The sequence below is a fragment of the Serratia sp. EC4 genome (assembly GCF_059652115.1).
In genome coordinates, this window is sequence record NZ_JBNIDE010000005.1 from 146450 (window position 1) to 172107 (window position 25658).

General features: G+C 60.3%; 18 protein-coding genes and 2 tRNA genes. 13 read left to right on the forward strand and 7 right to left on the reverse strand.

The annotated features are described in order from the left end of the window. Positions 1-7: 7 nt before the first annotated feature. The 4 genes from ACP39K_RS16720 to mutH all read right to left on the reverse strand — a co-directional run bounded on the left by ACP39K_RS16720 (position 8) and on the right by mutH (position 3124). A complete protein-coding gene (locus tag ACP39K_RS16720) occupies positions 8-1048 on the reverse strand; it encodes an NADP(H)-dependent aldo-keto reductase (protein ID WP_016929924.1) in 1041 nt (346 codons plus the stop codon). Positions 1049-1253: 205 nt separating this feature from the next. Further along, positions 1254-1472 carry a YgdI/YgdR family lipoprotein gene (locus tag ACP39K_RS16725; RefSeq protein ID WP_016929923.1) on the reverse strand — a complete coding sequence of 73 codons (219 nt, stop codon included), beginning with the start codon at positions 1470-1472 and terminating at the stop codon, positions 1254-1256. A gap of 155 nt (positions 1473-1627) precedes the next feature. After that, entirely contained in the window at positions 1628-2344 is a 717-nt protein-coding gene (locus tag ACP39K_RS16730) for a TerC family protein (protein ID WP_016929922.1), read from the reverse strand. A 93-nt stretch (positions 2345-2437) separates the two neighbouring features. Continuing rightward, a complete protein-coding gene (gene mutH / locus ACP39K_RS16735) occupies positions 2438-3124 on the reverse strand; it encodes a DNA mismatch repair endonuclease MutH (RefSeq protein WP_033632226.1) in 687 nt (228 codons plus the stop codon). Between the two features lie 696 nt (positions 3125-3820). Here mutH and rppH point away from each other — a divergent pair. From rppH to recD, 12 genes are all read left to right on the forward strand, one after another. Then, positions 3821-4348 carry an RNA pyrophosphohydrolase gene (gene rppH, locus ACP39K_RS16740; RefSeq protein ID WP_004931849.1) on the forward strand — a complete coding sequence of 176 codons (528 nt, stop codon included), beginning with the start codon at positions 3821-3823 and terminating at the stop codon, positions 4346-4348. Between the two features lie 12 nt (positions 4349-4360). Continuing rightward, the gene (gene ptsP / locus ACP39K_RS16745) at positions 4361-6607 is read left to right on the forward strand and encodes a phosphoenolpyruvate--protein phosphotransferase (protein ID WP_016929920.1); all 2247 of its coding nucleotides are present in this window, start codon (positions 4361-4363) and stop codon (positions 6605-6607) included. Between the two features lie 222 nt (positions 6608-6829). Beyond that, positions 6830-7702: a prolipoprotein diacylglyceryl transferase gene (gene lgt, locus ACP39K_RS16750; RefSeq protein ID WP_016929919.1), complete on the forward strand. Its 873-nt coding sequence runs from the start codon at positions 6830-6832 to the stop codon at positions 7700-7702. Between the two features lie 7 nt (positions 7703-7709). Next, positions 7710-8504 (forward strand): thymidylate synthase, encoded by a 795-nt coding sequence (thyA, locus tag ACP39K_RS16755; protein WP_016929918.1) that lies wholly within the window; start codon positions 7710-7712, stop codon positions 8502-8504. Positions 8505-8678: 174 nt separating this feature from the next. Beyond that, the gene (locus tag ACP39K_RS16760; protein ID WP_033639503.1) at positions 8679-9182 is read left to right on the forward strand and encodes a prepilin peptidase-dependent protein; all 504 of its coding nucleotides are present in this window, start codon (positions 8679-8681) and stop codon (positions 9180-9182) included. After that, on the forward strand, positions 9176-9754 hold the full coding sequence (locus tag ACP39K_RS16765) for a prepilin peptidase-dependent protein (RefSeq protein WP_497008698.1): 579 nt from the start codon (positions 9176-9178) through the stop codon (positions 9752-9754). The genes ACP39K_RS16760 and ACP39K_RS16765 overlap by 7 nt, the downstream gene beginning before the upstream one ends. Further along, a complete protein-coding gene (locus ACP39K_RS16770; RefSeq protein WP_261280688.1) occupies positions 9751-10197 on the forward strand; it encodes a YgdB family protein in 447 nt (148 codons plus the stop codon). The genes ACP39K_RS16765 and ACP39K_RS16770 overlap by 4 nt, the downstream gene beginning before the upstream one ends. Then, complete coding sequence (locus ACP39K_RS16775) at positions 10187-10543, forward strand: prepilin-type N-terminal cleavage/methylation domain-containing protein (protein WP_033639507.1); 357 nt, start codon at positions 10187-10189, stop codon at positions 10541-10543. Before ACP39K_RS16770 ends, ACP39K_RS16775 begins: the two co-directional genes overlap by 11 nt. A 31-nt stretch (positions 10544-10574) precedes the next feature. Then, the gene (gene recC / locus ACP39K_RS16780) at positions 10575-13946 is read left to right on the forward strand and encodes an exodeoxyribonuclease V subunit gamma (protein ID WP_147826903.1); all 3372 of its coding nucleotides are present in this window, start codon (positions 10575-10577) and stop codon (positions 13944-13946) included. Between the two features lie 232 nt (positions 13947-14178). Further along, positions 14179-17067, forward strand: a complete 2889-nt coding sequence (ptrA, locus tag ACP39K_RS16785) for a pitrilysin (protein ID WP_060445384.1) — start codon at positions 14179-14181, stop codon at positions 17065-17067. Next, entirely contained in the window at positions 17064-20615 is a 3552-nt protein-coding gene (recB, locus tag ACP39K_RS16790) for an exodeoxyribonuclease V subunit beta (RefSeq protein WP_497008699.1), read from the forward strand. The genes ptrA and recB overlap by 4 nt, the downstream gene beginning before the upstream one ends. After that, entirely contained in the window at positions 20612-22462 is a 1851-nt protein-coding gene (recD, locus tag ACP39K_RS16795; protein WP_244757779.1) for an exodeoxyribonuclease V subunit alpha, read from the forward strand. The genes recB and recD overlap by 4 nt, the downstream gene beginning before the upstream one ends. A 38-nt stretch (positions 22463-22500) precedes the next feature. On the opposite strand, the gene argA is transcribed toward recD, so the two are convergent. Then, positions 22501-23826 carry an amino-acid N-acetyltransferase gene (gene argA / locus ACP39K_RS16800; RefSeq protein WP_004931881.1) on the reverse strand — a complete coding sequence of 442 codons (1326 nt, stop codon included), beginning with the start codon at positions 23824-23826 and terminating at the stop codon, positions 22501-22503. 239 nt (positions 23827-24065) lie between these two features. Between argA and amiC the strand changes: the two genes are divergently transcribed. Continuing rightward, positions 24066-25319 carry an N-acetylmuramoyl-L-alanine amidase AmiC gene (gene amiC, locus ACP39K_RS16805; RefSeq protein WP_004931882.1) on the forward strand — a complete coding sequence of 418 codons (1254 nt, stop codon included), beginning with the start codon at positions 24066-24068 and terminating at the stop codon, positions 25317-25319. 90 nt (positions 25320-25409) lie between these two features. Here amiC and ACP39K_RS16810 read toward each other — a convergent pair. After that, positions 25410-25486 (reverse strand) — tRNA-Met (locus ACP39K_RS16810). A 65-nt stretch (positions 25487-25551) separates the two neighbouring features. Beyond that, a tRNA-Met gene (locus tag ACP39K_RS16815) sits at positions 25552-25628 on the reverse strand. Positions 25629-25658 lie beyond the last annotated feature (30 nt).

The window sequence follows — 25658 nt, forward strand, 5'->3', positions numbered from 1 at the left end:
AGAGGAATTAAGGCGCCGGAATGGTAAACCGGGTGTGGATTTCTTCGAGCGCCTGCAGCACGTCCTCATCCAGAATGACGTCAAGGCTGTCGAGGTTGATTTTCAACTGATCCACCGAGGTGGCGCCCAACAGGGTGCTGGCGACGAACGGCTGCTGACGCACGAAGGCCAAGGCCATCTGCGAAGGATCCAGTCCGTGTTTTTTGGCCAGCGCCACGTATTCGGCGATCGCCAACTGGGTTTGCTGCCCTGAATAACGGTTGAAGCGGGTGAACAGCGTATTGCGCGCGCCGGCTGGTTTTGCGCCGTTGAGGTATTTACCGCTCAGGGTGCCGAACGCCAGGCTGGAATAGGCCAGCAGTTCCACCCCTTCGTGCTGGCTGATCTCGGCCAGGCCAATCTCAAAGCTGCGGTTCAGCAGGCTGTACGGGTTTTGAATCGACACGATGCGCGGCAGCTCATGTTTCTCCGCCAGCTGCAGGTAGCGCATCACGCCCCAGGGCGTTTCATTGGAAACCCCGATATAGCGGATCTTGCCGGCGCGCACCTGCTCGGTCAGCGCCTCCAGCGTTTCCAACAGCGTGACCGTGGCTTTGTCGTCGGTGTATTGATAGTTGAGTTTGCCAAAGCAGTTGGTGGCGCGCTGCGGCCAGTGCAATTGATAAAGATCGAGATAATCGGTGTTCAGCCGTTTGAGGCTGGCGTCCAGCGCGGCGCGGATGTTCTTGCGATCGAGCGCCTGCTGCGGGCGGATGCTGCTGTCGGTGCCGCGCACCGGCCCCGAAACTTTGCTGGCCAGGACGATTTTTTCGCGATTGCCGCGCGCCTTGATCCAACTGCCGATATAGCTCTCGGTCAGGCCCTGGGTTTCCGGGCGGGGCGGCACCGGGTACAGTTCGGCGGTGTCTATCAGGTTCACGCCTGCGGCCAATGCATAGTCCAGTTGCGCATGGGCGTCGGCTTCGCTGTTCTGTTCGCCAAAGGTCATGGTGCCCAGTCCCAGCACGCTCACTTCTAAAGAACTGTGGGGAATACGGTGGTATTGCATTAACGGCCTTCCTTTCTTGTTAGCGCTGACGGGCCGCGCGGCCCGGTGAAACAGGAGCCCAATTCAGAAGACGGCGCAAAGTCCGTCGGGCGGCGATGTCGCCTTTCCTGACTATAACCAAGCGGTGAAGATGGGGGAAGCGGATTCAGTGCGCAGGCGAATGAGGGCTACCGCGCTTGAACGGGCGATAGCCGGCGAGCGGTGATTAGCGTTCGATAACCTGGGAAACCTGATCGCCGTTGATCTGGCGGTGGTTGCCTTTCTCGTCTTTATAACTGATGAGTCCGGTGTCTGTGTCGATCTCCGGTTTGCCTTGCGTCAGGATCATGTTGCCGTCTTTAGTCGCCATGACGTAGTCGCTGGAACATCCCGCCAAACCGGCGGCCATAACCAGCGCAGACACTGCCATTACCCACTTTTTCATCCTGCGGATCCTCGATTATGCAGAAAACAATGTTCTTTCAAGATTAGCAAACTCTCGGCCGGGGGCGTCTCAGATAAGTCTTTATCTGATAAGAAAAAGTGAAATGAGGGGGCAATGAAACGGCGGAAGCCGCCGGTGGCGGCTTCCATATCGCGTTATTCCGGCGCGTGATTTTTTTTGCTGCGCATCAGATTGAGCGCTTCTACCGACATGGAGAAGAACATGGCGAAATAGATGTAGCCTTTCGGCACGTGCACCTGGAAGCTTTCCAGCATCAGCGTGAAGCCCACCAGGATCAGGAACGCCAGCGCCAGCATTTTTACCGACGGATGGCGGTTGACGAACTCGCCGATCGGCCGGGCGGCGAACATCATCACGCCGACGGCGATCACCACCGCCGCCATCATGATGAACAGATGGTCGGAAAGCCCCACGGCGGTAATCACCGAATCCAGACTGAAGATGATATCCAACAGCATGATTTGCACGATCGCGCCGAAGAAGCTGTGCACCTTGGTGTGGTGCTCTTCTTCCGAACCTTCGATGGTTTCGTGGATCTCTTTGCTGGCTTTCCAGATCAGGAACAATCCCCCCAGCAGCAGGATTAAATCGCGGGCGGAAATGGCGTGATCCAGCACGGTGAACAGCGGGTGCGTCAAGCGGATCACCCAGGCGATGGAGGCCAGCAGCGCCAGGCGCATCAGCATGGCGGCGGCCAGCCCGAGCCGGCGAGCTTTGTTCTGTTGCGCTTTGGGCAGCTTGGCTACCACCAGCGACAGAAAAATGATGTTATCAATACCCAGTACGATCTCAAGAATGGTTAGCGTACCTAACGCTAACCAGGCATTGGGATCCATAATCCATTCGAACATTGCCCGACACACCTTAATAAATGCAAAGCGTGAATTATACGCGTTTATCGCGGCGCTGACAGGGTTAGCTAAACCAGAGTTAAACGAAATCGCTTAGATTGAGAAATGTCTTGCCAGCAGCGCGCCGGTAAAACCCTTTTTCAGATAGAAACCGCGCGGCAGCGTCATGATAGGTTGCCCCTGTTCGCCGATGGCTTCGGTGAGCGCCTTGTTGTTGGCCGCTTTGGGGCGCAGTTGCAGCACTTCGCCGTGGCGTGCGGTGATGCGTTCTACGTGACCGAGCACGATCAGATCCATCAGTTCTTCCCAATCGCGGCGCAACCTCTCTTCTTCTGCAAGGCTCGGGCTCCACAGCAGCGGCGAACCGACGCGGCGCTGGGCCAGCGGGATTTGCCGTTCGCCTTCTACCGGTATCCACAACACGCGTGCCAGCTTGTGGCGAACGTGGCTGCTGGCCCAGGTGACGCCGCTGTTGCCGGTGAGCGGGGCGACGCAGACGAAAGTGGTTTCCAGCGGTTTGCCGGCGGCGTCGACAGGAATGGTTTTTAGCTCAATGCCCAACTCGGGAAAATCCTGTTCCGGTTTGCTGCCGGCCATGGCGCCGAGGTACAGCTCCAGCAGCATGCCCACCCAGCCTTTATCGCGTTTCAGATCCTTGGGGATCGGCAATTGCGCACGGGCGGCCAGTTCGCCAAAGCTGAAGCCGGCCAGCGCCTGAGCGCGCTCGAACAGCTGCCGTTCATTTTCCGGCGGGGGCGGCAAAGGGGATAAAAATGCCATAAATCAAGCCTGTCGAATTTGGTTGAAAAACGTACTGCAATTATACACGGCGAGCGATAACCGCTATCGCCTGGGGAAAAGAATAATAGTAGCATGATTTTACATGACTTTTTTTCTTTCTTTACGCGGGCGACAATGCACTCGCGGGGCTTGTTCACCTGAAGCCACCGACAATAAACAGGATCTTACACCTATTTATCCACAGATTTATGGGATAACCCAAATTTTTACCGATCACTGGTTCAATTTACAGCCTTGACTCAGGCGGGTTTTTACGAATTTGTCCGTTTTGTGCGTAACTTGCCCGGATAATCTGTGGATAAAAACGGCGTTGGTGGATCTTTCGCCAGGGTAAGATCCTTACCGTGCATAGATCACATTTTTGTCCTGTGTATCACTGCGAGATATTACTTAACTATATGTTTTTAGTCTTAATATTTGTTTTTAGGTATGAGGGCGGATTTTAGGGGACGAGAGTTTTACCGGCTTATCCCTCGAGTTCTGCACACACCTATCCACAGAAAAAGTGAATAAAACCGGTCTGAAAGGCTGGGGTATGTTTATAACTTTGCCAATATCTGTGAGTTATCCCAATGTTATCCGGCCCGCAGCGCCGTAAAGCAGTGGTTTACCGCCTGTAGCTTGTGTGAAACAATCAGGACATCTATGCGAATTTAAGCTTATCGAGGTAGTCCGGTGATCGATGATGATGGCTACCGCCCGAATGTTGGTATCGTAATCTGTAATCGTCAGGGGCAGGTCTTATGGGCCCGCCGTTACGGTCAGCACTCCTGGCAGTTTCCCCAAGGTGGGATTAACCCTGGCGAAACTGCGGAGCAGGCGATGTACCGTGAGCTGTTCGAAGAAGTGGGGCTGAGTAAAAAGGATGTGCGCATCCTGGCTTCGACCCGCAACTGGTTGCGCTATAAATTGCCGAAACGTTTGGTGCGTTGGGACACAAAGCCGGTTTGTATCGGCCAAAAGCAAAAATGGTTTTTGTTGCAGCTACTGTGCAATGACGCTGATATCAATATGCAGCGCAGCAGCACGCCGGAGTTCGACGGTTGGCGCTGGGTGAGCTTCTGGTATCCGGTGCGCCAGGTGGTGTCGTTCAAACGCGACGTCTACCGCCGGGTGATGAAAGAATTCGCCGTGACCGTGATGCCGATGCAAGAGCAGGCGGCGCCGCGGCAGGCTCCCGCTTATCGCCGAAAGAGAGGTTAAGTTAAGCCGACTATGCTCACGCGCTTGCGAGAAATTGTAGAGAAGGTGGCCGCGGCGGCCAGTCTGACGGATGCGCTGGATCTGCTGGTCAATGAAACCTGTCTGGCGATGGACACCGAAGTGTGTTCCATCTACCTGGCGGACAACGATCGCCGCTGCTACTACCTGATGGCCACGCGCGGGCTGAAAAAGCCGCGTGGGCGCACTATCGCATTGGCGTTTGACGAGGGCGTCGTCGGGTTGGTCGGCCGCCGAGCCGAGCCTATCAACCTGGCCGATGCCCAAAGCCACCCCAGTTTCAAATACGTTCCGCAGGTGAAAGAGGATCGTTTCCGATCCTTCCTCGGGGTGCCGATCATTCATCGGCGCCAACTGCTGGGGGTGCTGGTGGTGCAGCAGCGCGAGCTGCGCCAGTTCGATGAAAGCGAAGAGTCTTTCATGGTCACCCTGGCCACGCAGATGGCCGGGATCTTGTCACAGTCGCAGCTCAACGCCATTTTCGGCCAGTATCGCCAAACGCGCGTGCGCGCGCTGGCGGCCTCGCCCGGCGTGGCGGTGGCTGAAGGGTGGCAGGACAGTAGCCAGCCTTCGCTCGATCAGGTTTACCGCGCGTCGACGCTGGACACCGCCAGCGAGCGCGAGCGCCTGACGCTGGCGCTGGAAGAGGCCGGCGCGGAGTTTCGCCGCTTCAGCAAGCGTTTTGCCGCCAGCTCGCAAAAAGAGAGCGCGGCGATCTTCGATCTTTATTCTCACCTGTTAAACGACGCCCGCCTCAAGCGCGAACTGTTCGCCGAAATCGACAACGGCTCGGTGGCGGAGTGGGCGGTGAAACAGGTGATAGAAGCCTTTGCCGAACAGTTCGCCAAACTGCAGGACACCTACATGCGCGAGCGCGGCAGCGATCTGCGCGCGCTGGGCCAGCGCCTGCTGTTCCACCTCGATGACACCACCCAGGGCGCCACCCAGTGGCCGGCGCGTTTTGTGCTGGTGGCGGATGAGCTGACCGCGACATTGCTGGCCGAAGTGCCGCAGGATCGCCTGGTCGGCGTGGTGGTGCGCGACGGCGCCGCCAACTCGCATGCGGCGATTTTGGTGCGGGCGATGGGGGTGCCGACGGTGATGGGCGCCGACATCCAGCCTTCTCTGCTCAGCCAGCGGTTGCTGATCGTCGATGGGTATCGCGGTGAACTGTTGGTCGATCCTGAACCGGTGCTGGTGCAGGAATATCAACGGCTGATCAGCGAAGAGCTGGAGTTGAGCAAGCTGGCGGAAGACGACGTCGAGCAACCGGCGCAGCTGAAAAGCGGCGAGCGTATCCAGGTGATGCTGAACGCCGGCCTCAGCCCGGAACATGAACAACTGTTGGGCGGCCGAGTGGATGGCGTGGGGTTGTACCGCACCGAAATCCCGTTCATGTTGCAAAGCGGTTTCCCCTCCGAAGAAGAACAGGTCGCGCAGTATCAAGGTATGCTGCAGCTTTATCCGAGCAAGCCGGTTACGCTGCGCACCCTGGATATCGGCGCCGACAAGCAACTGCCCTATATGCCGATCAGCGAAGAGAACCCTTGCCTGGGGTGGCGCGGCATCCGCATCACTCTGGATCAGCCGGAGATCTTTTTGATTCAGGTACGCGCCATGCTGCGCGCCAATGCTGGCACCGGCAACCTGGGTATTTTGCTGCCGATGATCACCAGCCTTGAAGAGGTCGACGAAGCTAAACGCCTGATTGACCGAGCCGGGCGCGAGGTGGAAGAGGTGCTCGGCTACGCGATCCCGAAACCGAAAATCGGCGTGATGCTGGAAGTGCCATCGATGATTTTCCTGATCCCGCATTTGGCCGGGCGCGTTGATTTCATTTCGGTCGGCACCAACGACTTGACCCAGTACCTGCTGGCGGTGGATCGCAATAACACGCGGGTCGCCGCGCTGTATGACAGTTTGCATCCCGCGATGTTGCAGGTGCTGAACTTGATCGCCGAGCAGGGGAAAGCGGCCGGGCTGCAGCTTAGCCTCTGCGGTGAGTTGGCCGGCGATCCCATGGGCGCGCTGTTGCTGGTGGGCATGGGCTATCGCAATCTGAGCATGAATGGCCGCAGCGTGGCGCGCATCAAATACCTGCTGCGACATATCGACCTGGCCGACGCCGAAATGCTGGCTCACCGGGTGTTGAACACCCAGATGACCACCGAAGTGCGCCATCTGGTGGCGGCGTTTATGGAGCGGCGCGGCATGGGCGGGCTGATCCGCGGGGGCCGATAACCGCCGCGCGGTGTGATTTTTTTACAGAACTTTTCCCGCCCTGCCGGACCGGACCGCGCTAAGCCTATGTTATGATGCGCAACCTCAGCGCGGCGCATGCTCGTCGCCTTGCAGACCGCAGCGGCCAATGCCGCCGTTTGCAAGGCGCGGGATAATCTCCGTCGCCGCTTGGCACCTGCCGCCCCCGCATGGGGAAAAATAACAGACATGTTGTGGTGATAGATGAGCAATAGCTATCTGGCGTTTCCTAAATTTGATCCGGTCATTTTCTCCATTGGCCCGGTTTCTCTGCATTGGTACGGCCTGATGTACCTGGTCGGCTTCGTTTTTGCCATGTGGCTGGCGGTGCGTCGCGCCAACAAGCCGGGCAGCGGCTGGACCAAAGACGAAGTGGAAAACCTGCTCTACGCCGGCTTCCTGGGCGTATTCGTCGGCGGCCGCGTCGGCTATGTGCTGTTCTACAACCTGCCGCTGTTCTTGGATAACCCGCTCTATCTGTTCAAGGTCTGGGATGGCGGCATGTCGTTCCACGGCGGCTTGATGGGGGTGATTCTGGTGATGTTCTGGTTCGCTCGCCGCACCAAACGCACCTTCTTCCAGGTTTCCGATTTTATCGCGCCATTGATCCCATTCGGCCTGGGCGCCGGCCGCCTCGGCAACTTTATCAACGGCGAACTGTGGGGCCGCGTGACCACCGATACCCCTTGGGCGATGTTGTTCCCAAGTTCGCGCAGCGAAGACGTGGCCCTCGCCGCCGCCGATCCCTCTTTGTTGCCCTTGCTGAATCAGTACGGCGTACTGCCGCGCCACCCGTCGCAGCTGTATGAATTGCTGCTGGAAGGCGTGGTGCTGTTTATCATTCTGAACCTGTTTATTCGCAAGCCGCGGCCGATGGGCGCCGTATCAGGCCTGTTCCTGATCGGGTATGGCGCATTCCGCATTATCGTTGAAGCGTTCCGCCAGCCGGATGCCCAGCTCGGCCTGTTCGACGGCGTGATCAGCATGGGGCAGATCCTGTCCATCCCGATGGTGGTGGCCGGTATTATTATGATGATTTGGGCGTACCGTCGTCGCCCACAGCAACAACTGTCGTGAGGAACAAATGAAACAGTATCTGGATTTGATGAATAAGGTGCTCGCTGAGGGCACCCCTAAAGCCGACCGTACCGGCACTGGCACATTGTCGATTTTCGGCCACCAGATGCGTTTCAACTTGCAGGAAGGTTTCCCGTTGGTGACCACCAAGAAATGTCATCTGCGTTCGATCATTCATGAGCTGTTATGGTTCCTGAACGGCGATACCAACATCGCCTACCTGCGTGACAACAAGGTCACCATTTGGGACGAGTGGGCCGATGAAAACGGCGATCTCGGCCCGGTGTACGGCAAACAGTGGCGCGCCTGGGGCGCAGCGGACGGCCGTCAGATCGATCAACTGAGCAACGTGCTCCAACAGCTGAAGCAAGATCCGGATTCGCGTCGCATCATTGTTTCCGCCTGGAACGTCGGCGAGCTGGATCAGATGGCGTTGGCGCCGTGCCACGCGTTCTTCCAGTTCTACGTGGCGGACGGCAAGCTCTCTTGCCAGCTGTACCAGCGTTCCTGCGACGTTTTCCTCGGCCTGCCGTTCAACATCGCCAGCTACGCGCTGTTGGTGCACATGATGGCGCAGCAGTGCGATCTGGAAGTTGGCGACTTCGTCTGGACCGGCGGCGATACCCACCTGTACAGCAACCACATGGAACAGACTCAGCTGCAGCTGACGCGTGAACCGCGTCCGTTGCCGAAACTGGTGATCAAACGCAAACCGGCTTCACTGTTCGATTACCGTTTCGAAGACTTCGAGATCGAAGGTTACGATCCGCACCCGGCCATCAAGGCGCCGGTCGCGATCTGACCTTAACCGCATCACACCAGGGGCGCAGCGATTGCGCCCCTTTTTTTATCCGCATTGCGTACCGCGCCGCATTTTTTTGTCGCCGTCTGCCATCGTAGAGAAAACATTGCGCAGCTTGCCGCAGCGCTTGCGCATGCGGCTTTACCGCGTTGTTACGGCCCTTACACTGGCGGCATGAACGACAATACTCTCTCGAACATCGATGATCGCCAACGGGGCATGACGCTGATTGAGCTAATGGCGGCGATCCTGATCGCCGCCATGCTCACCGGCTGGGGCGTCGGGCAATGGCGCTATCATCAGCAAGCGCTGCGGCTGGAACACACGGCCCAACAACTGCTGGCGTTTTTGCTGCGATTACAGGCGGACGCCAACTGGCGTAACCGCACGGCGCTGCTGTGGTTCAAGAATGGCACGCCCTGGTGCCTGGGCGGCGGTGTGCCACCGACGGATTGCGTTTCCGCCGAAGGCTCCGTTTTCTTGCCGCCTTATCGCGACGTTGTGCTGAGCGGCTACTCCGGCAAAGAGATTGGGTTTTATGGTTTGCGCAATACTGCGCAGGCGGGGCACATCCTTCTCAGCAACGACGCAGGCAGCCTGCGGCTGGTGCTGTCCGCCCGTGGGCGGCTGCGTTTGTGCAGCGAAGGGCTCCGGATAAGAGGGATCGCGCCATGCTGACTCTCGAACGCGGTTTTACCTTGCCGGAGGTGATGTTGGCGCTGGTGTTCGGCAGCATGATCGCGCTCGGCGCGGCGAAAACTTACCCGCTGTTACGCCAGCAGAACGTGGCCGTCGGTCAGCACTTTCGGCTGGAGTCAACGCTGCGACAGTTGGCGTTCGGCATTGAGAAAGATCTGCGCCGCGCCGGTTTTTGCGCCGGGCAGTGCGCTGGCCGGCCGCTGCTGATGGGCCAGGCATCGGGAGAAACGGCTGGCAGCTGCGTTATCGTTGCCTACGACATTGCTCGCAGCGGGCAATGGCTCACTTCGGGTGAGGATGCAGGCTATTTCGGTTATCGGCTACGTAATGGCGGCTTGGAAGGGCAGCGCGGCGTGAGCCAATGCGAGGGCGGTGGCTGGGAGCGGCTACTCGATCATGACGAAGTGCGCATTGAGCGGTTTCATGTGGCGATAGAGCGGGGCGATCACGGCGCGGCATTGGCTCGCCTGACGCTGACGGGGCGCTCCGTCAGCGATACGCGTATCAGGCGCAGTCTGAGCGGGAGCGTCGAAATGGCGGCGCTGCCATGAAGCGGCGAAACCAGCGAGGTGGTAGCACCCTGGCGGCGGTGATGTTGCTGCTGGCGCTGGGGCTGATGTTGCTCAATGCGCAACAGCGGCAATTGGATAACGCGCTGTTACTGGCCGCCGATCAGCAGCGTTACCTTCAGGCTTACAATCAGGCAGCTTCGGCGCTGAGTTGGGGCATGAGCCAGCGTTGGCCGCGCGCCGAACTGAGTGCAGCGGCCTGGCTATGCAGGCAGCGCGTGGAACTGACGGCTTGCGCTCGGCTGTCAGCCAGAGCGGGGGTGGTGACGGTACGCGGCCTTGGTGAGATGCGCGGCGGTGAACCGGTATGGCTGTATCAATGGGGCACCTTTAACGGCGCTGAGGCTGCTGGCAAGTTGCAAGCACAGCCGGGCGGTCGGCTGGATTTTTGTCCCGAGAAAAGGTTGGCCGACTGTGACGGCTAACGCTCGGGCAGCGTGGATATCCCGCAACGGCTTCAGTCTGCCGGAAGTGTTGGTGGCGGCCTTGCTGTTCTCGGTGTCGCTGCTTGGCTTGTTACAGTATCATCAGGTGCTGTTGCAGTCGTTCCAGCGCCAGTGGCACTACCGGCAAGCCTGGGGGCTGGCGCACCAGCAGTTGGAGGCGTTCGCCGTCATCGGCCGGCTCGAGGCTGAACCGCTGCCGGAAGGGTGGCGGCGCGAGACGGCACTTGACGATGCGGGGAGCGATTGTCGCCGATTGACGGTCAGGATCCAAACGCCGCAGCGGCAGTGGGCAACGCTGAGCCGCTGGTATTGCGCCCGTTTTTGAGCCGTATGTCTTTTGTTTTAAAGGAGTCTTCATGTTCACTGTTTATCATTCCAATCAGCTGGATTTGTTGAAAACGCTGACCAGCGCGCTGATAGCCAGAGATCCGTTGACCGATCCTTTTCAACAGGAGGTGGTGCTGGTGCAAAGCCCCGGCATGGCGCAATGGCTGCAGATGCAGCTGGCGGAACAGTTCGGTATCGCAGCCAATGTCGCGTTTCCGCTGCCGGCGACCTTCATTTGGGACATGTTCACCCGGGTGTTGCCGGATATTCCGAAAGAGAGCGCCTTCAGCAAGGATGCCATGACCTGGAAGCTGATGTGGTTGTTGCCGGAGATGCTGACTCAGCCTGCGTTTGCGCCACTGCAGCACTATCTCACCGATGACGGCGACAAGCGCAAAATCCACCAATTGGCCGGCCGGGTTGCCGATCTGTTCGACCAGTATTTGGTTTATCGCCCGCAGTGGCTGGAGAGCTGGCAGCGCGGCGAGCGCATCGACGGTCTGCCCGAGGCTCAGCAGTGGCAGGCGCCGCTCTGGGCGCGGCTGGTGGAGTACACGCGCGAATTGGGGCAGCCGGAATGGCACCGCGCCAATCTGTACAGCCGCTTTATCCACGCGCTCGAGCAGGCAACAACGTGCCCGCCCGGTTTGCCGCCGCGGGTGTTTATCTGCGGCATCTCGGCGTTGCCGCCGGTCTATCTGGAAGCGTTGCAGGCGCTGGGGCGGCATATCGACATCCACCTGATGTTCACCAACCCTTGTCGCTACTATTGGGGCGACATTCAGGATTACGCTTTCCTGGCCCGCTTGCAGAGCCGCAAGCGTCGTCATTACCACCAGGCTCGCGAGCAAGGGCTGTTTCGCGAGCCGGCCGACGCGGCGCGCCTGTTTGACGCCGAAGGGCAGCAGCAACTCAGCAACCCGCTGCTGGCCTCTTGGGGCAAGCTGGGGCGCGATCACCTCTATTTGCTGTCGCAGATGGAAGGGGCGCAAGAGGTCGACGCCTTTGTCGATATCCCGGCGGATACCATGCTGCACGCCGTTCAGCGCGACATGCTGGAGTTGGAAGATCATGCGGTGATCGGTATTACCGCGGAAACGCTGGAAAGCAGCTTCAGCAAACGCCCGCTTGATGAGAACGACCGCTCCCTCAGCCTGCACGCCTGCCACAGCCCGCAGCGGGAAGTGGAGGTGCTGCACGATCAACTGCTGACCATGCTGGCGCAGGATCCCACGTTGACGCCGCGCGATATCATCGTGATGGTGGCGGATATCGACAGCTACACGCCTTATATTCAGGCGGTGTTCGGCAATGCCCCCGCCGAGCGCTACCTGCCGTTCGCCATTTCTGACCGCAAAGCGCGGCAGGCGCATCCGGCGCTGCAGGCGTTCATTTCACTACTCGATCTGCCGCAAAGCCGCTTTACCTCGGAACAGGTGCTGGCGCTGCTGGAGGTGCCGGCCCTGGCCGCCCGTTTCGCCATTGGCGAAGAGGGGCTGCGTCTGTTGCGCCACTGGGTCGGTGAATCCGGCGTGCGCTGGGGCCTGGACGACGATAACGTGCGCGAACTGGATCTGCCCGCCACCGGTCAGCATACCTGGCGCTTCGGTATTACGCGCATGCTGCTCGGCTACGCGATGGACAGCAATGCCGGCGATTGGCAGGGCATTTTACCTTACGACGAATCGAGCGGGTTGGTCGCCGAACTGGCGGGGCAGTTGGCAGACCTGCTGGCGCAGCTCAGCCACTGGCGGCAAATTTTGAGCGAAGCGCGCCCGCTCGAGGCGTGGCTACCGCTGTGCCGGCAACTGCTGGATGCCTTCTTCGAAGCGGAGAGCGACACCGAAGTGGTGCTGGCATTGATCGAGCAGCAGTGGCAGCAGGCCATCAATTTTGGCCTGGCGGCGCGCTATCCCGATGAGGTGCCGTTGACCATTCTGCGCGACGATCTGGCGGCGCGCCTCGATCAGGAGCGCATCAGCCAGCGCTTCCTTGCCGGGCAAATCAACTTCTGCACGCTGATGCCGATGCGCTCCATTCCGTTCAAGGTGGTGTGCCTGCTGGGCATGAACGACGGCGTGTATCCGCGCACGCTGCCGCCGCTGGGTTTCGATCTGATGGCGCAGCAGGTCAAACGCGGCGACCGCAGCCGGCGCGATGACGACCGCTACCTGTTCCTGGAAGCGATTTTGTCCGCGCAACAGCGGCTGTATATCAGTTTCATCGGCCGTTCCATTCAGGACAACAGCCCGCGCTACCCTTCGGTGCTGGTCACCGAGCTGCTGGAGTACCTGGAACAAAGCTATTGCCTGCCGGGAGATGAAGAACTCAGCGCAGACGACAGTGCTCGGCGGGTTGGTGAGCATTTGCTTAAGTGGCACGCGCGCATGCCGTTCGCCGCCGAGAATTTCTTGCCGGGCTCGGAGGAACAAAGTTATGCCGCCGAGTGGCTGCCCGCCGCCGATGGTCGCGGTGCGGCGCACCCGGCCTTCAACCAACCGCTGCCCGCCGAAGCGCTGCAGCAAATATCGTTGGATGAGCTGCTGCGGTTTTACCGCCATCCTATCCGCGCCTTCTTCCAGCTGCGGCTGGGCGTCAGTTTTATCCTGGAAGAGACTGAGCTGCCGGACGAAGAGCCCTTCACGCTGGATAACCTCAGCCGCTACCAGTTCAACAGCCAACTGCTGAATACCCTGATCGACGGCGACGATCCCGAACGGTTGTTCCAACGGGTGCGTGCCGCCGGCGGCTTGCCCTATGGCGCCTTCGGCGAGATCTATTGGCAAAAGCAGCAGGAAGAGATGAGCGAACTGGCCGAGCAGGTGCGTGCGGAACGCGCAGAGAGCCATAGCCTGGAGCTGGATATCGATATCGCCGGCGTACGTCTCAGCGGCTGGCTGCATCAGGTGCAGGATGACGGCCTGTTGCGCTGGCGGCCCGCCACGTTGTCGGCGGTGGACGGCATATTGCTGTGGCTGGAGCACCTAGTGTACTGCTGCGCCGGCGGCACCGGCGAGAGCCGCATCTACGGTCGCAAGAACTCCGCCTGGCGCTTTGCCGCGCTGGCGCCTGAAGAGGCGCAGGCGCAGCTGGCGGAACTGCTGGCGGGCTATCAGCGCGGTTTGTGTCAGCCGCTGCTGTTGCTGAACAAGAGCGGCTGGGCGTGGCTGAGTCAGTGCTATCAGCCGGAAACGCAGCAAATCGACTGGGAGGAAGAAGCGCAAATTAAGGCACGCGCCAAATTGCTGCAGGCTTGGCAGGGCGATCAGCGCATTCCCGGAGAAGGGGAAGATCCCTACGTGCAGCGCGTGTTCCGCCAATTGGATAATGAATACTTAGCGCAAATACTGGCCGAAACAGAGCGTTATCTGCTGCCGGTGGCGCGGCATAACCTGGGGTAACAATCCGCCGGTGGTGCTGTACGGCGGGAGGTGGTAAAAATAACGAAGGTTATATTCAACCATTGGGGTGATTCCCGGTCTTACATAACGTACAGGCATATACCCGCCGTGTTTCGGGCCGCCACATTGGCGAAGATCCCGGCGAGTACAGATTTGGTTATGTGGTTTTGATGCACGTCGCCAACGTCAGGGAGTGGGCGTAGCGACGTCAGAATAGGGGTTTATTTTGGATATGCGCAGACAGTTGGTCCGTATCACCGGGCTGGTACTATTGGCTATGTGTTGGGCACCGTTGAGTTGGGCCGCGCAAGGATGGCAACCGCTGACGGAGAAGATCAACAAGAGCGAACACGATCCGCGTCAGTATGAAGCGATCAAGTTGGCTAACGGCATGACGGTGTTGCTGGTGTCTGATGCCCAGGCGCCGAAATCGCTGGCGGCGCTGGCATTGCCGGTTGGATCGCTCGAAGATCCGAACAGCCAACTGGGATTGGCGCACTATCTGGAACATATGGTGCTGATGGGCTCCAAACGCTATCCAGAGCCGGAAAACCTGTCCGAATTCCTGAAAAAGCACGGCGGCAGCCACAACGCCAGCACGGCCTCTTATCGCACCGCCTTCTATCTGGAAGTGGAAAATGATGCGCTGGAGCCGGCGGTCGACCGCATGGCCGACGCTATTGCCGAGCCGCTGCTGGATCCGGGCAATGCCGATCGCGAGCGCAATGCGGTGAACGCCGAGTTGACGATGGCGCGTTCGCGCGACGGCATGCGCATGGCGCAGGTCGGCGCGGAAACCCTTAACCCGGCGCACCCGAGCGCGCGCTTCTCCGGCGGCAATCTCGATACGTTGAAAGACAAGCCGGACAGCAAGTTGCACGATGAACTGACCGGCTTCTATAAGCGCTACTATTCCGCCAATCTGATGATGGGCGTTTTGTACGGCAATCAGCCGCTGCCGCAGCTGGCTGACATTGCGGCGAAAACCTTTGGCCGCGTGCCGAATCATGACGCCAGCGTGCCGCCGATCACCGTGCCGGCCGTGACGCCGGAACAGCAGGGCATCATCATTCACTATGTGCCGGCGCAGCCGCGCAAGCAGCTGAAGGTCGAGTTCCGCATCGATAACAACAGCGCCGCGTTTCGCAGCAAAACCGATACCTACATCAGCTACCTGATCGGCAACCGCAGCAAAAATACCTTGTCTGACTGGTTGCAGAAGCAGGGGCTGGCGGACGCCATCAATGCCGGCGCCGATCCGATGGTGGATCGCAACGGCGGCGTCTTCGCTATCAGCGTCTCGCTGACCGACAAAGGCCTGGCCCAGCGCGACCAAGTCGTCGCCGCTATTTTCAACTACCTGAAAATGCTGCGCAGCGAAGGCATCAAGCAGAGCTACTTCGATGAAATCTCGCATGTTCTGAACCTGGACTTCCGTTATCCGTCGATCACGCGCGACATGGACTATATCGAATGGCTGGTGGACACCATGCTGCGCGTTCCGGTTGAGCATGCGCTGGACGCGCCTTATCTGGCCGACCGTTATGATCCTAAGGCGATCGCCGAACGCCTGGACGCCATGACGCCGCAAAACGCGCGCATCTGGTTCGTCAGCCCGGATGAACCGCACAACAAGACGGCCTATTTCGTCAACGCGCCTTACCAGGTCGACAAAATCACGCCGCAGCGCTTTACGCAGTGGCAGCAGTTGGAGAGCGGCATTTCCCTGTCGCTGCCGGCGCTCAACCCGTACATCCCGGATGACTTTACCCTGACCAAGCCATCGCACGAGTTCAAAAAACCGGAAAGGGTGGTGGATAAACCCGGCCTGCGCGTGCTGTACATGCCGAGTCGTTACTTCGCCGACGAACCGAAGGCCGACGTCACCGTCGCTTTCCGCAACGCCAAAACCATGGATTCCGCGCGCAATCAGGTGCTGTTCTCGCTGACGGATTATCTGGCCGGCCTCGCGCTGGATCAGTTGAGCTATCAGGCGTCGGTCGGCGGGTTGAGCTTCTCGACCTCGCCGAACAACGGTCTGATGTTTAACGCCAACGGCTTCACCCAGCGTTTGCCGCAGTTGCTGACGGCGCTGATCGAGGGTTATTCCAGCTTCACGCCGACGGAAGATCAGTTGGCGCAAGCCAAATCCTGGTATCTGGAGCAGTTGGACGCCGCCGAGAAGGGCAAGGCGTTTGAGCTGGCCATTCAGCCGGTGCAGATGGTTTCCCGCGTGCCGTACTCCGAACGCAGCGAGCGCCGCGAGGTGCTGAAGACGTTAACGCTGAAAGACGTGCTGGCCTATCGCGACAGCCTGCTGGCCGAGGCCACGCCGGAGCTGCTGGTAGTGGGCAACATGAGCAAGCAGCAGGTCGACACGTTGGCGTCGACGTTAAAACATCGTCTGGGCTGTACCGGTAGCGAATGGTGGCACGGCGAAGACGTGGTGGTGGACAAGAATCATCTGGCCAACCTGCAACAGGTGGGCAGCAGCACTGACTCGGCGCTGGCGGCGGTTTATGTGCCGACCGGCTACGACGAAGTGACCGGCATGGCCTACAGTTCGCTGCTGGGGCAGATTATTCAGCCGTGGTTTTACAGCCAGCTGCGCACGCAGGAGCAATTGGGGTACGCGGTCTTCGCCTTCCCGATGTCGGTAGGGCGCCAGTGGGGCGTGGGCTTCCTGTTGCAGAGCAACAGCAAACAGCCGGCCTACCTGTACCAGCGCTATCAGGATTTCTACCCGAAAACCGAGAAACGCCTGCGTGACATGAGCGAGGCGGACTTTGAACAGTACAAACAGGCGCTGATCAATGAGCTGAAACAGCGGCCGCAAACCCTGAGCGAGGAGGCCAGCCGGTTCGCCAACGATTTCGATCGCGGCAACTTCGCCTTTGATACCCGTCAGAAGCTGATCGCGCAGGTGCAACAGCTGACGCCGGCCAAACTGGCGGATTATTTCCACCAGGCGGTGATCCAGCCGCAGGGGCTGGCGGTGCTGTCGCAGGTCAGCGGCAGCGGGCAAGACAAGGCGGATTACGCGGCGCCTAAGGACTGGGTCACCTATCCGAACGCGTCGGCATTGCAGCAGATTTTGCCGCGTAAAGTGGCGACGCCATGACGGAAATTGCCCCGCAGAGGTTGGAGCCTCTGTCGCTGCCGCTGTTCGGCGAACGCCTGATAGAAGCGTCGGCGGGCACCGGCAAAACTTTTACCATCGGCGCGCTGTACCTGCGTTTGCTGCTGGGGTTGGGCGGTGAAGCCGCGTTTCCCCGCCTGCTGACGGTCGAAGAAATCCTGGTGGTGACCTTTACCGAGGCTGCCACCGAGGAGCTGCGCGGGCGCATCCGCGACAATATTCACGGATTACGCATCGCCTGCGTGCGCGGTGTCAGCGCCAACCCGCTGTTTTCGGCGCTGATGGCTGAAATTGACGATTTGACCGACGCCGCCTCGCAGCTGCTGGCGGCGGAGCGGCAGATGGACGAAGCGGCGATCTACACCATTCACGGCTTTTGCCAACGAATGCTGACGCACAACGCCTTCGAGTCCGGCATGCTGTTTGAACAAACGCTGGTGCAGGACGAGCTGCCGCTGCGGCGGCAGGCCTGCGCCGATTTCTGGCGTCGCCACTGCTATCCGTTGCCGCTGGGCGTGGCGCGTGCGGTCAGCCAGGAGTGGAGCGGCCCGGAAGCGTTGCTGGCCGATCTCTCCGGCTATCTGCACGGTGAAGCGCCGGCGCTGCGTCGGCCGCCGAAGGATGAAGAAACCGTCCTGATGCGCCACGAGCAGATCGTCGCGCGCATCGACGCCATCAAGGCGCAATGGCGGGCGGAGGCGGGCGATCTGGAAGCGTTGATCGCCCAGTCCGGCGTCGATAAGCGCAGCTACAGCAGTAAACACCTGCCGAACTGGCTGAACAAGGTCGGCGAATGGAGCGGGCAGGAGACTCAGGACTACCAGTTGCCGAAGGAACTGGATAAATTTCGCCAGACGGTGCTGCTGGAGAAGACCAAGAAAGGTGAGCCGCCGCGGCATACGCTGTTCACGGCGATAGATGAGTTGTGCGATGAACCCTTGACGCTGCGCGACCTGATCATGGCGCGCGCGCTCAGCGAGATCCGCACCTCCATTCAGCAGGAAAAGCGCCAGCGCGCCGAACTGGGATTTGATGACCTGCTCAGCCGGCTGGACGGCGCCCTGCAAAGCGGCGGCGGCGAACAGCTGGCGCAGGCGATCCGCCAGCGATACCCGGTGGCGATGATCGATGAATTCCAGGATACCGATCCGCAGCAATACCGTATTTTCCAAAAACTTTACGTCGGCCGGCCTGATTGCGGCCTGCTGTTGATCGGCGATCCCAAGCAGGCGATTTACGCCTTTCGCGGCGCCGACATCTTTACCTACATGCGCGCGCGTTCAGAGGTGAGCGCCCACTATACGCTGGAGACCAACTGGCGCTCGTCGCCGTCGATGGTCGCCAGCGTCAATCACCTGTTTTCTCAGGTAGAAAAGCCTTTCCTGTTCGGCCAAATCCCCTTTATTGAAGTTAACGCGGCGGAAAAGAACCAAGGGCTGGCGTTTGAATTGCACGGCAAGCCGCAGCCGGCGATGCAGTTCTGGCTGCAGCAGGGGGAAGGCGCGGGTGTAAGTGATTACCAACAGCTGATGGCGCGCCTGTGCGCCACGCAAATTCGCGACTGGCTCAGCGCCGGGCAGCAGGGCCAGGCGCGGCTGCAGAGCGGCAAGGCGTCACGGCCGGTACAAGCCTCTGATATCACGGTGCTGGTGCGCAGCCGCAATGAGGCGGCGTTGGTGCGCGATGCGCTGAGCGCGCTGTCTATTCCGTCGGTCTATCTGTCCAACCGCGACAGCGTGTTTGACACCCCGGAGGCCAAAGACCTGCTGTGGTTGCTGCAGGCGGTGTTGGCGCCGGAGCAGGAGCGCACGCTGCGCAGCGCCATGGCCACCGGGCTGATGGGGTTGGACGCGCCGACGCTGGACGGCCTGAGCCGCGATGAGCGCGCCTGGGACGCGCTGGTTAACGAGTTCGACAATTACCGCACGCTCTGGCTGCGCCGCGGCGTGTTGCCGATGCTGAGCGAGGTGATGAAAGCGCGCCAGCTGGCGGAGAACCTGTTGGCCAGCGCCGGCGGCGAGCGTCGCTTGACCGACGTGCTGCATCTGGGGGAACTGTTGCAAGAGGCGGCGGCGCAGCTCGACAGCGAGCATGCGCTGGTGCGCTGGCTGGCGCAGCAGATCGCCCAGCCTAATCGTCAGTCCGATAATCAGCAGCTGCGGCTGGAGAGCGACCGGCATCTGGTGCAGGTGATCACGATCCACAAATCCAAGGGACTGGAGTTCGATCTGGTGTGGCTGCCGTTCGTCGGCAACTTCCGCCAGCAGCAACAGGCGCTGTATCACGATCGCCACAGTTTCCAGGCGTTGCTGGATCTCGACGCTAATGAAGAGAGCCAGGCCTGGGCGGAGGAGGAGCGCTTGGCGGAAGATCTGCGTCTGCTGTACGTGGCGCTGACCCGCTCGGTGTACCACTGCAGCATCGGCATCGCGCCGTTGTTCCAGGGCACGCGCAAGAAACAGGGCGATACCGATCTGCACCGCAGCGCATTGGGTTATCTGGTGCAGGGCGGGCAGGCCGGCGACGCCGTGTATCTGCAGGAACGTCTGCAGCAATTGGCGGGCGGGGGTATCGCGCTGTCGCTGGTTGAACCGCCGGACGAAGAACCCTGGCAACCCCAGGCGTCACTGGCCGAAGCGCTGGCGGCGAAAAGCTTTACCCGGCGGATCCAGGATTTTTGGCGGGTGACCAGCTATACCGGTTTGCAACAGCACGGCGCGAGCTTGATGCAGGATCTGCTGCCGCGTCTGGATGTCGACGCGGCCGGTGAGCGCGGGGAAGAAAGTGAGCCAGCGCTTACACCGCATACCTTCCCGCGCGGCGCAACGCCCGGCACCTTCCTGCACAGCCTGTTTGAAACGCTGGACTTCACCCAGCCGCTCGACGAACAGTGGCTGCTGGAACAGCTGCAGCAGCAAGGGTTCGCCGAACACTGGCAACCGATTCTGCTGGCGTGGATGCAGGTGCTGCTCAATACGTCGCTCGACGACAGCGGCGTGACGCTGGCGGCGCTGACGCCGCAGCATAAGCAGGCCGAGCTGCAGTTCTATTTGCCGATCAACCGGCTGTTGCAGGCGAAGGAGCTCGATGCCCTGGTGAAGCGTTACGATCCGCTTTCCGCCCGCTGTCCGGCGCTGGATTTCCATCAGGTGCAAGGCATGCTGAAAGGCTTTATCGACCTGGTGTTCTGTTGGCAGGGCAAATACTACCTGCTGGACTACAAGTCCAACTGGTTGGGGGAAGACAGCAGCGCCTATACCCGGCCGGCGATGGAGCAGGCGATGGCGGAGCATCGTTACGATCTGCAATATCAGCTGTATACGCTGGCGCTGCACCGTTATCTACGTCATCGGCTGCCGGATTACGATTACCGGCGCCATTTCGGCGGGGTGATTTATCTGTTCCTGCGCGGCGTGGATGCGGCGCACCCGGGCAACGGCATTTTCACCTGTCTTCCCGAGTTTGAGCTGGTGGCGGGGATGGATCGCTTGTTCAGCGGCGAGGCTGCTGCGACGGAGGATGGATCATGATCGCACTGCTGGAGCAGGCGGTGGCGCTTGGCGTGTTGCGCCCACTGGACGTGCAGTTCGCCCGCGTGGTGGCGAACGAAGACGAGCCCGATATTTTGCTGGCCGCCGCCTGCCTGAGCGCAGAGGCGGGGGCCGGTCACGTCTGCCTGTTGCTGGAGCAGCTGCAGGCGGATACGCTGTTTGAAGGGCGCCAACCGGCGCTGGCGCTGGCGGTGTGGGAGGCGGCCGGGCGGCCGGATGGCGTGCGTTGGCAGCAGCGCCTGGCGGCCAGCGCGGCGGTCGGGGACGGCAGCGAGGCTACGCCGCTGGTGCTGCGCGGGCCACGCTTGTATCTGCAGCGCATGTGGCAAAACGAAGGTGAAGTGGCGGCGTTTATCGGCGGCGAAGGCGAGTCGCTGGCGGTGCCGGAGGCTGAACTGCGCACTATTCTTGACCGTTTGTTCGGCTCGGCGAGCGACGAACCCGATTGGCAGAAGATCGCCGCCGCGGTGGCCGCCACGCGGCGCATTGCGGTCATTTCCGGCGGGCCGGGCACCGGTAAAACCACCACCGTCGCCAAGCTGTTGGCGGCGCTGGTGCAGTTGGATGAAAGCGCGCGCTTGCGCATTCAGCTGGCGGCGCCGACTGGGAAGGCGGCGGCGCGCCTGACGGAGTCGCTTGGCAGCGCCAGCCGTCAGCTGGCGTTGACCCCGGCGCAGCAGGCGCTGTTCCCGACGGAGGCGGCGACGTTGCACCGCCTGTTGGGGGCGCAACCGAACAGTCAGCGCATGCGCTATCACCGCGGCAACCGGCTGCATTTGGATGTGCTGGTGGTGGATGAGGCCTCGATGGTCGATCTGCCGATGATGGCGCGCCTGATTGCCGCGTTGCCCGATCGGGCCCGGGTGATTTTCCTTGGCGACCGCGATCAGCTGGCCTCGGTGGAGGCCGGCGCGGTGCTGGGGGATATTTGCCGTTTTGCCGAGCAGGGATACAGCGATGCGCGCGCTGCAGAGCTGAGCCGCCTGACCGGCTGTTCGATCGAAGGACAGCAGGCCGTTGCGGAAGCGGCGGTGCGCGACAGCCTGTGCCTGCTGCGCAAGAGCTATCGCTTCGACGCCCGTTCCGGCATCGGTCAACTGGCGTTGGCGGTCAACGCCGGAGCGGGGGAGCGCGCGCTGGCGGCACTAAACGGCAGTTTCGGCGATGTCATGGGTTATGCGCTGGCGACGAGCGAAGAGTATCAGACGCTGTTGGATGCCTGCGTGGCGGGCTATCGCGACTATTTGCGGCTGACCGCCGAAGGCGCAGACGCGGCGGCGGTGCTGGCGGCCTTTGGCCGCTTCCAGGTGCTGTGCGCGCTGCGTGAAGGGCCGTTTGGCGTCGCCGGCCTGAACGAGCGCATTGAGATCGGGTTGCAGCGCGCCGGTCTGATCGACCGCAAACCGGGCGTGCTCGGCCGTTGGTATCGGGGGCGGCCGGTGATGATCGGCCGCAACGACAGCGCGCTGGGGCTGTTCAATGGGGACATCGGCATTACGCTGCCGGATGAGCACGGCGATCTGCGCGTGCATTTCCAATTGCCGGATGGAAGCATCAAGTCGGTGCAGCCGAGCCGTTTGCCGGCGCATGAAACCGCCTATGCCATGACGGTGCACAAATCTCAGGGATCGGAATTTGACCATACGGTTCTGGTGTTGCCGAATCACTTCCTGCCGGTGCTGACGCGTGAATTGGTCTATACCGCGATCACTCGCGCGCGTAAGCAGCTCTCGCTGTATGCCACGGAGGCGGTGTTGCTGCGGGCCATTCGTATGCCGACCCAGCGCCGCAGCGGATTGGCTGAACGGCTGCAGGCAACGGAATAAACGATGAACGGGCGCGGCAACGGCCGCGCCCACTGGGATTACAGATCCGCCAGCAGAATTTTGGAGCGGCGCTGGTAGTTGTACAACGCCTGTTTCTGCATCGGCAGCACGTCGACCTCCGCCGGGGTAAAGCCACGTTCCTGGAACCAGTGGATGCTGCGGGTGGTCAGCACGAACAGCTTCTTCAGCCCCATCTGCCGCGCCTGGTTTTCTACCCGCTGCAGCAGCATCTCGCCGCGCGAAGAGCTGCGGTAATCGGGATGCACCGCCACGCAGGCCATCTCACCGATTTTTTCCTCCAGGAACGGGTACAGCGCCGCACAGGCGATGGTCAGGTTATCGCGTTCGATGATGGTGAATTTGTCGATCTCCATCTCCAGCTGTTCACGCGAACGGCGCACCAGAATGCCCTGCTGTTCGAGCGGCCGGATCAGCTCCAGGATGCCGCCGATGTCGTTGATCGTCGCCCGGCGCACCTGTTCGGCGCTCTCCATCACGATTTGGGTGCCGATGCCGTCGCGCGAGAACAGTTCCTGCACCAGCGCACCGTCTTCCTGGTAGCTGATCAGGTGGCTGCGGCGCACGCCGCTGCGGCAGCCTTTCACCGCGCCGCGCAGGAAACGCACGGTGCCGGAATGGTAATCGCCGCCTTCCTCCAGCTCTTCAAGGCGCTTTTGCGCGTCGTTGGGGAACAGCTCGGAAAGGATGTTGCCTTCCGCGTCGGTCACGCCCTGCGAGGAGCAGAAACCGATCATTTTTTCCGCCTTCAGCTTGATCGCCAACTGGGTGGCCACTTCTTCCGAGGTCAGGTTGAAGCTCTCGCCGGTGACCGAAACCGCGACCGGGCCAATCAGCACGATGGCGTTGCTGTCGAGCTGGCGGTGGATCGCTTCTTCATCGATGCGGCGAATGCGGCCGCTGTGACAGTAGTCGATGCCGTCATCGACGCCCAGCGGCTGCGCGATGATGAAGTTGCCGCTGACCACGTTAATGTGCGCGCCTTGCAGTGGCGTGTTGTTGAGGCTCATCGACAGCCGAGCGGTGATGTCGAGCTGCAGCAGGCCGGCGGCCTGCTTGACCAGCTCGAGCGTATGGGCGTCGGTCACGCGAGTGTGTTTGTGGTAGATCGGCTCATAATTGTGCTGCGCCAGATTGGCGTCGATCTGCGGCCGTGCGCCGTAAACCACCACCAGGCGAATGCCCAGGCTATGCAGTAGCCCGATATCGTTGACGATGTTGGAGAAATTCTCGTGTTCGATGGCTTCCCCGCCGAGCATGATGACGAACGTCTTGCCGCGGTGGGCGTTGATATAGGGGACTGAGTGACGGAATCCTTGCACCAGCTCTGTACTACGTTCCTTCACGGCCAAACCTCTTTGCATATTTATACGATATTTTTGTATTTTTATTCTTTTATTGCGCCGATGGCAAGTGGGAAATCGTCATGAAGCGTGCGCTAAGGGCGCTAAATCGTTAATAAATTGAAAAACCATAAAAAGATTTTCTGATGACAGGGCTGGAATGATTGGTTAAAGTTTTCGGCATCCCCATTTCATTGGTGTTTTTTTCATCTATTGTAAACAGCTATTACTGCCGGAGCCGCATGCCAAACGCTAATCACAATCTGGGCCGCCGTCGTTTATTACAGGGCGTTGCCGCCAGCTGGTTGCTGAGTGTGAGTCGTACGGGCTTCGCCGCATCATCGCACGTGATCGCCGTGCGCGTCTGGCCATCCTCCACCTATACCCGCGTCACGCTGGAATCCAACGTCGAACTGAAATACAAGCAGTTCGCCCTGACCAATCCCGATCGCGTGGTGGTGGACATCGAAGGTGTTCACCTCAACAGCGTGCTGAAAGGCATCGCCGGGCAGGTGCGCGCCGACGATCCTTATCTCAAGCAGGCGCGCGTCGGCCAGTTTGATCAGAATACCGTGCGGCTGGTGCTGGAGCTCAAACAAAGCGTCAGCCCGCATATTTTCACGCTGGCGCCGGTGCCGGAGTATCGCAACCGTCTGGTGATGGATCTCTATCCGACCAAGGGCGGCAGCGGGGGTGAGGAGTATGATCCGCTACTGGCGTTACTGGAAGATTACAACAAGGGCGATCTGGAGCGCACGCTGCCGCCGGAAGCGCCGCAGGCCGGCAAGGCGGGGCGCGATCGGCCGATCGTCATCATGCTGGATCCCGGCCACGGCGGCGAAGATCCCGGCGCTATCGGCAAGTACAAGACGCGCGAGAAAGACATCGTGCTGCAGATTGCCCGCAAGCTGAGCGCCATGATCAAGCGCGAGCCAAACATGAAAGTATTCATGACGCGCAATGAAGACGTGTTTATTCCGCTCAAGGTGCGCGTCGCCAAGGCGCGCAAGCAGCGCGCCGATCTGTTCGTTTCGATTCACGCCGACGCCTTCACCAGCCGCGCCGCGCGCGGTTCATCGGTGTTCGCGTTGTCCACCAAGGGCGCCACCAGCTCGGCGGCCAAGTTCCTGGCGCAGACGCAGAACGCGTCGGACCAAATCGGCGGTGTCAGCAAGAGTGGCGACCGTTATCTCGATCACACCATGTTCGATCTGATCCAAACCGCGACCATCAACGACAGCCTGAAGTTTGGCAAGGAAGTGTTGAATCGGATGGGGAAAATCAACCGGTTGCACAAGAATCGTGTCGATCAGGCCGGTTTTGCGGTGTTGAAGGCGCCGGATATCCCGTCGATCCTGGTGGAAACGGCGTTTATCAGCAACATTGAAGAGGAGCGCAAGCTGCGCACCAGCCACTTCCAGCAGCAGGTGGCGGAGTCGATTCTGGCGGGCATCAAGGCTTATTTCGCCAACGGCGGCGCGCTGGCGAGCCGATAAAAGCAGGGCCGGGCGCGAGTCCGGCTATTTTTGCGGATTGCAGATACAAAAAAACACCCGGAAGGGTGCTTATCTGTTGTCATCAAGAGTTGGTTGCGGAGGCCGGATTTGAACCGACGACCTTCGGGTTATGAGCCCGACGAGCTACCAGGCTGCTCCACCCCGCGTCCGTCTTGATGCTGTATTACGACGAAACCACCGTTCATGTTATGCCGCTGGTACGACATTCGGTTGGTTGCGGGGGCCGGATTTGAACCGACGACCTTCGGGTTATGAGCCCGACGAGCTACCAGGCTGCTCCACCCCGCGTCCGTATAATACTTTGTTATCGAAGCCAAA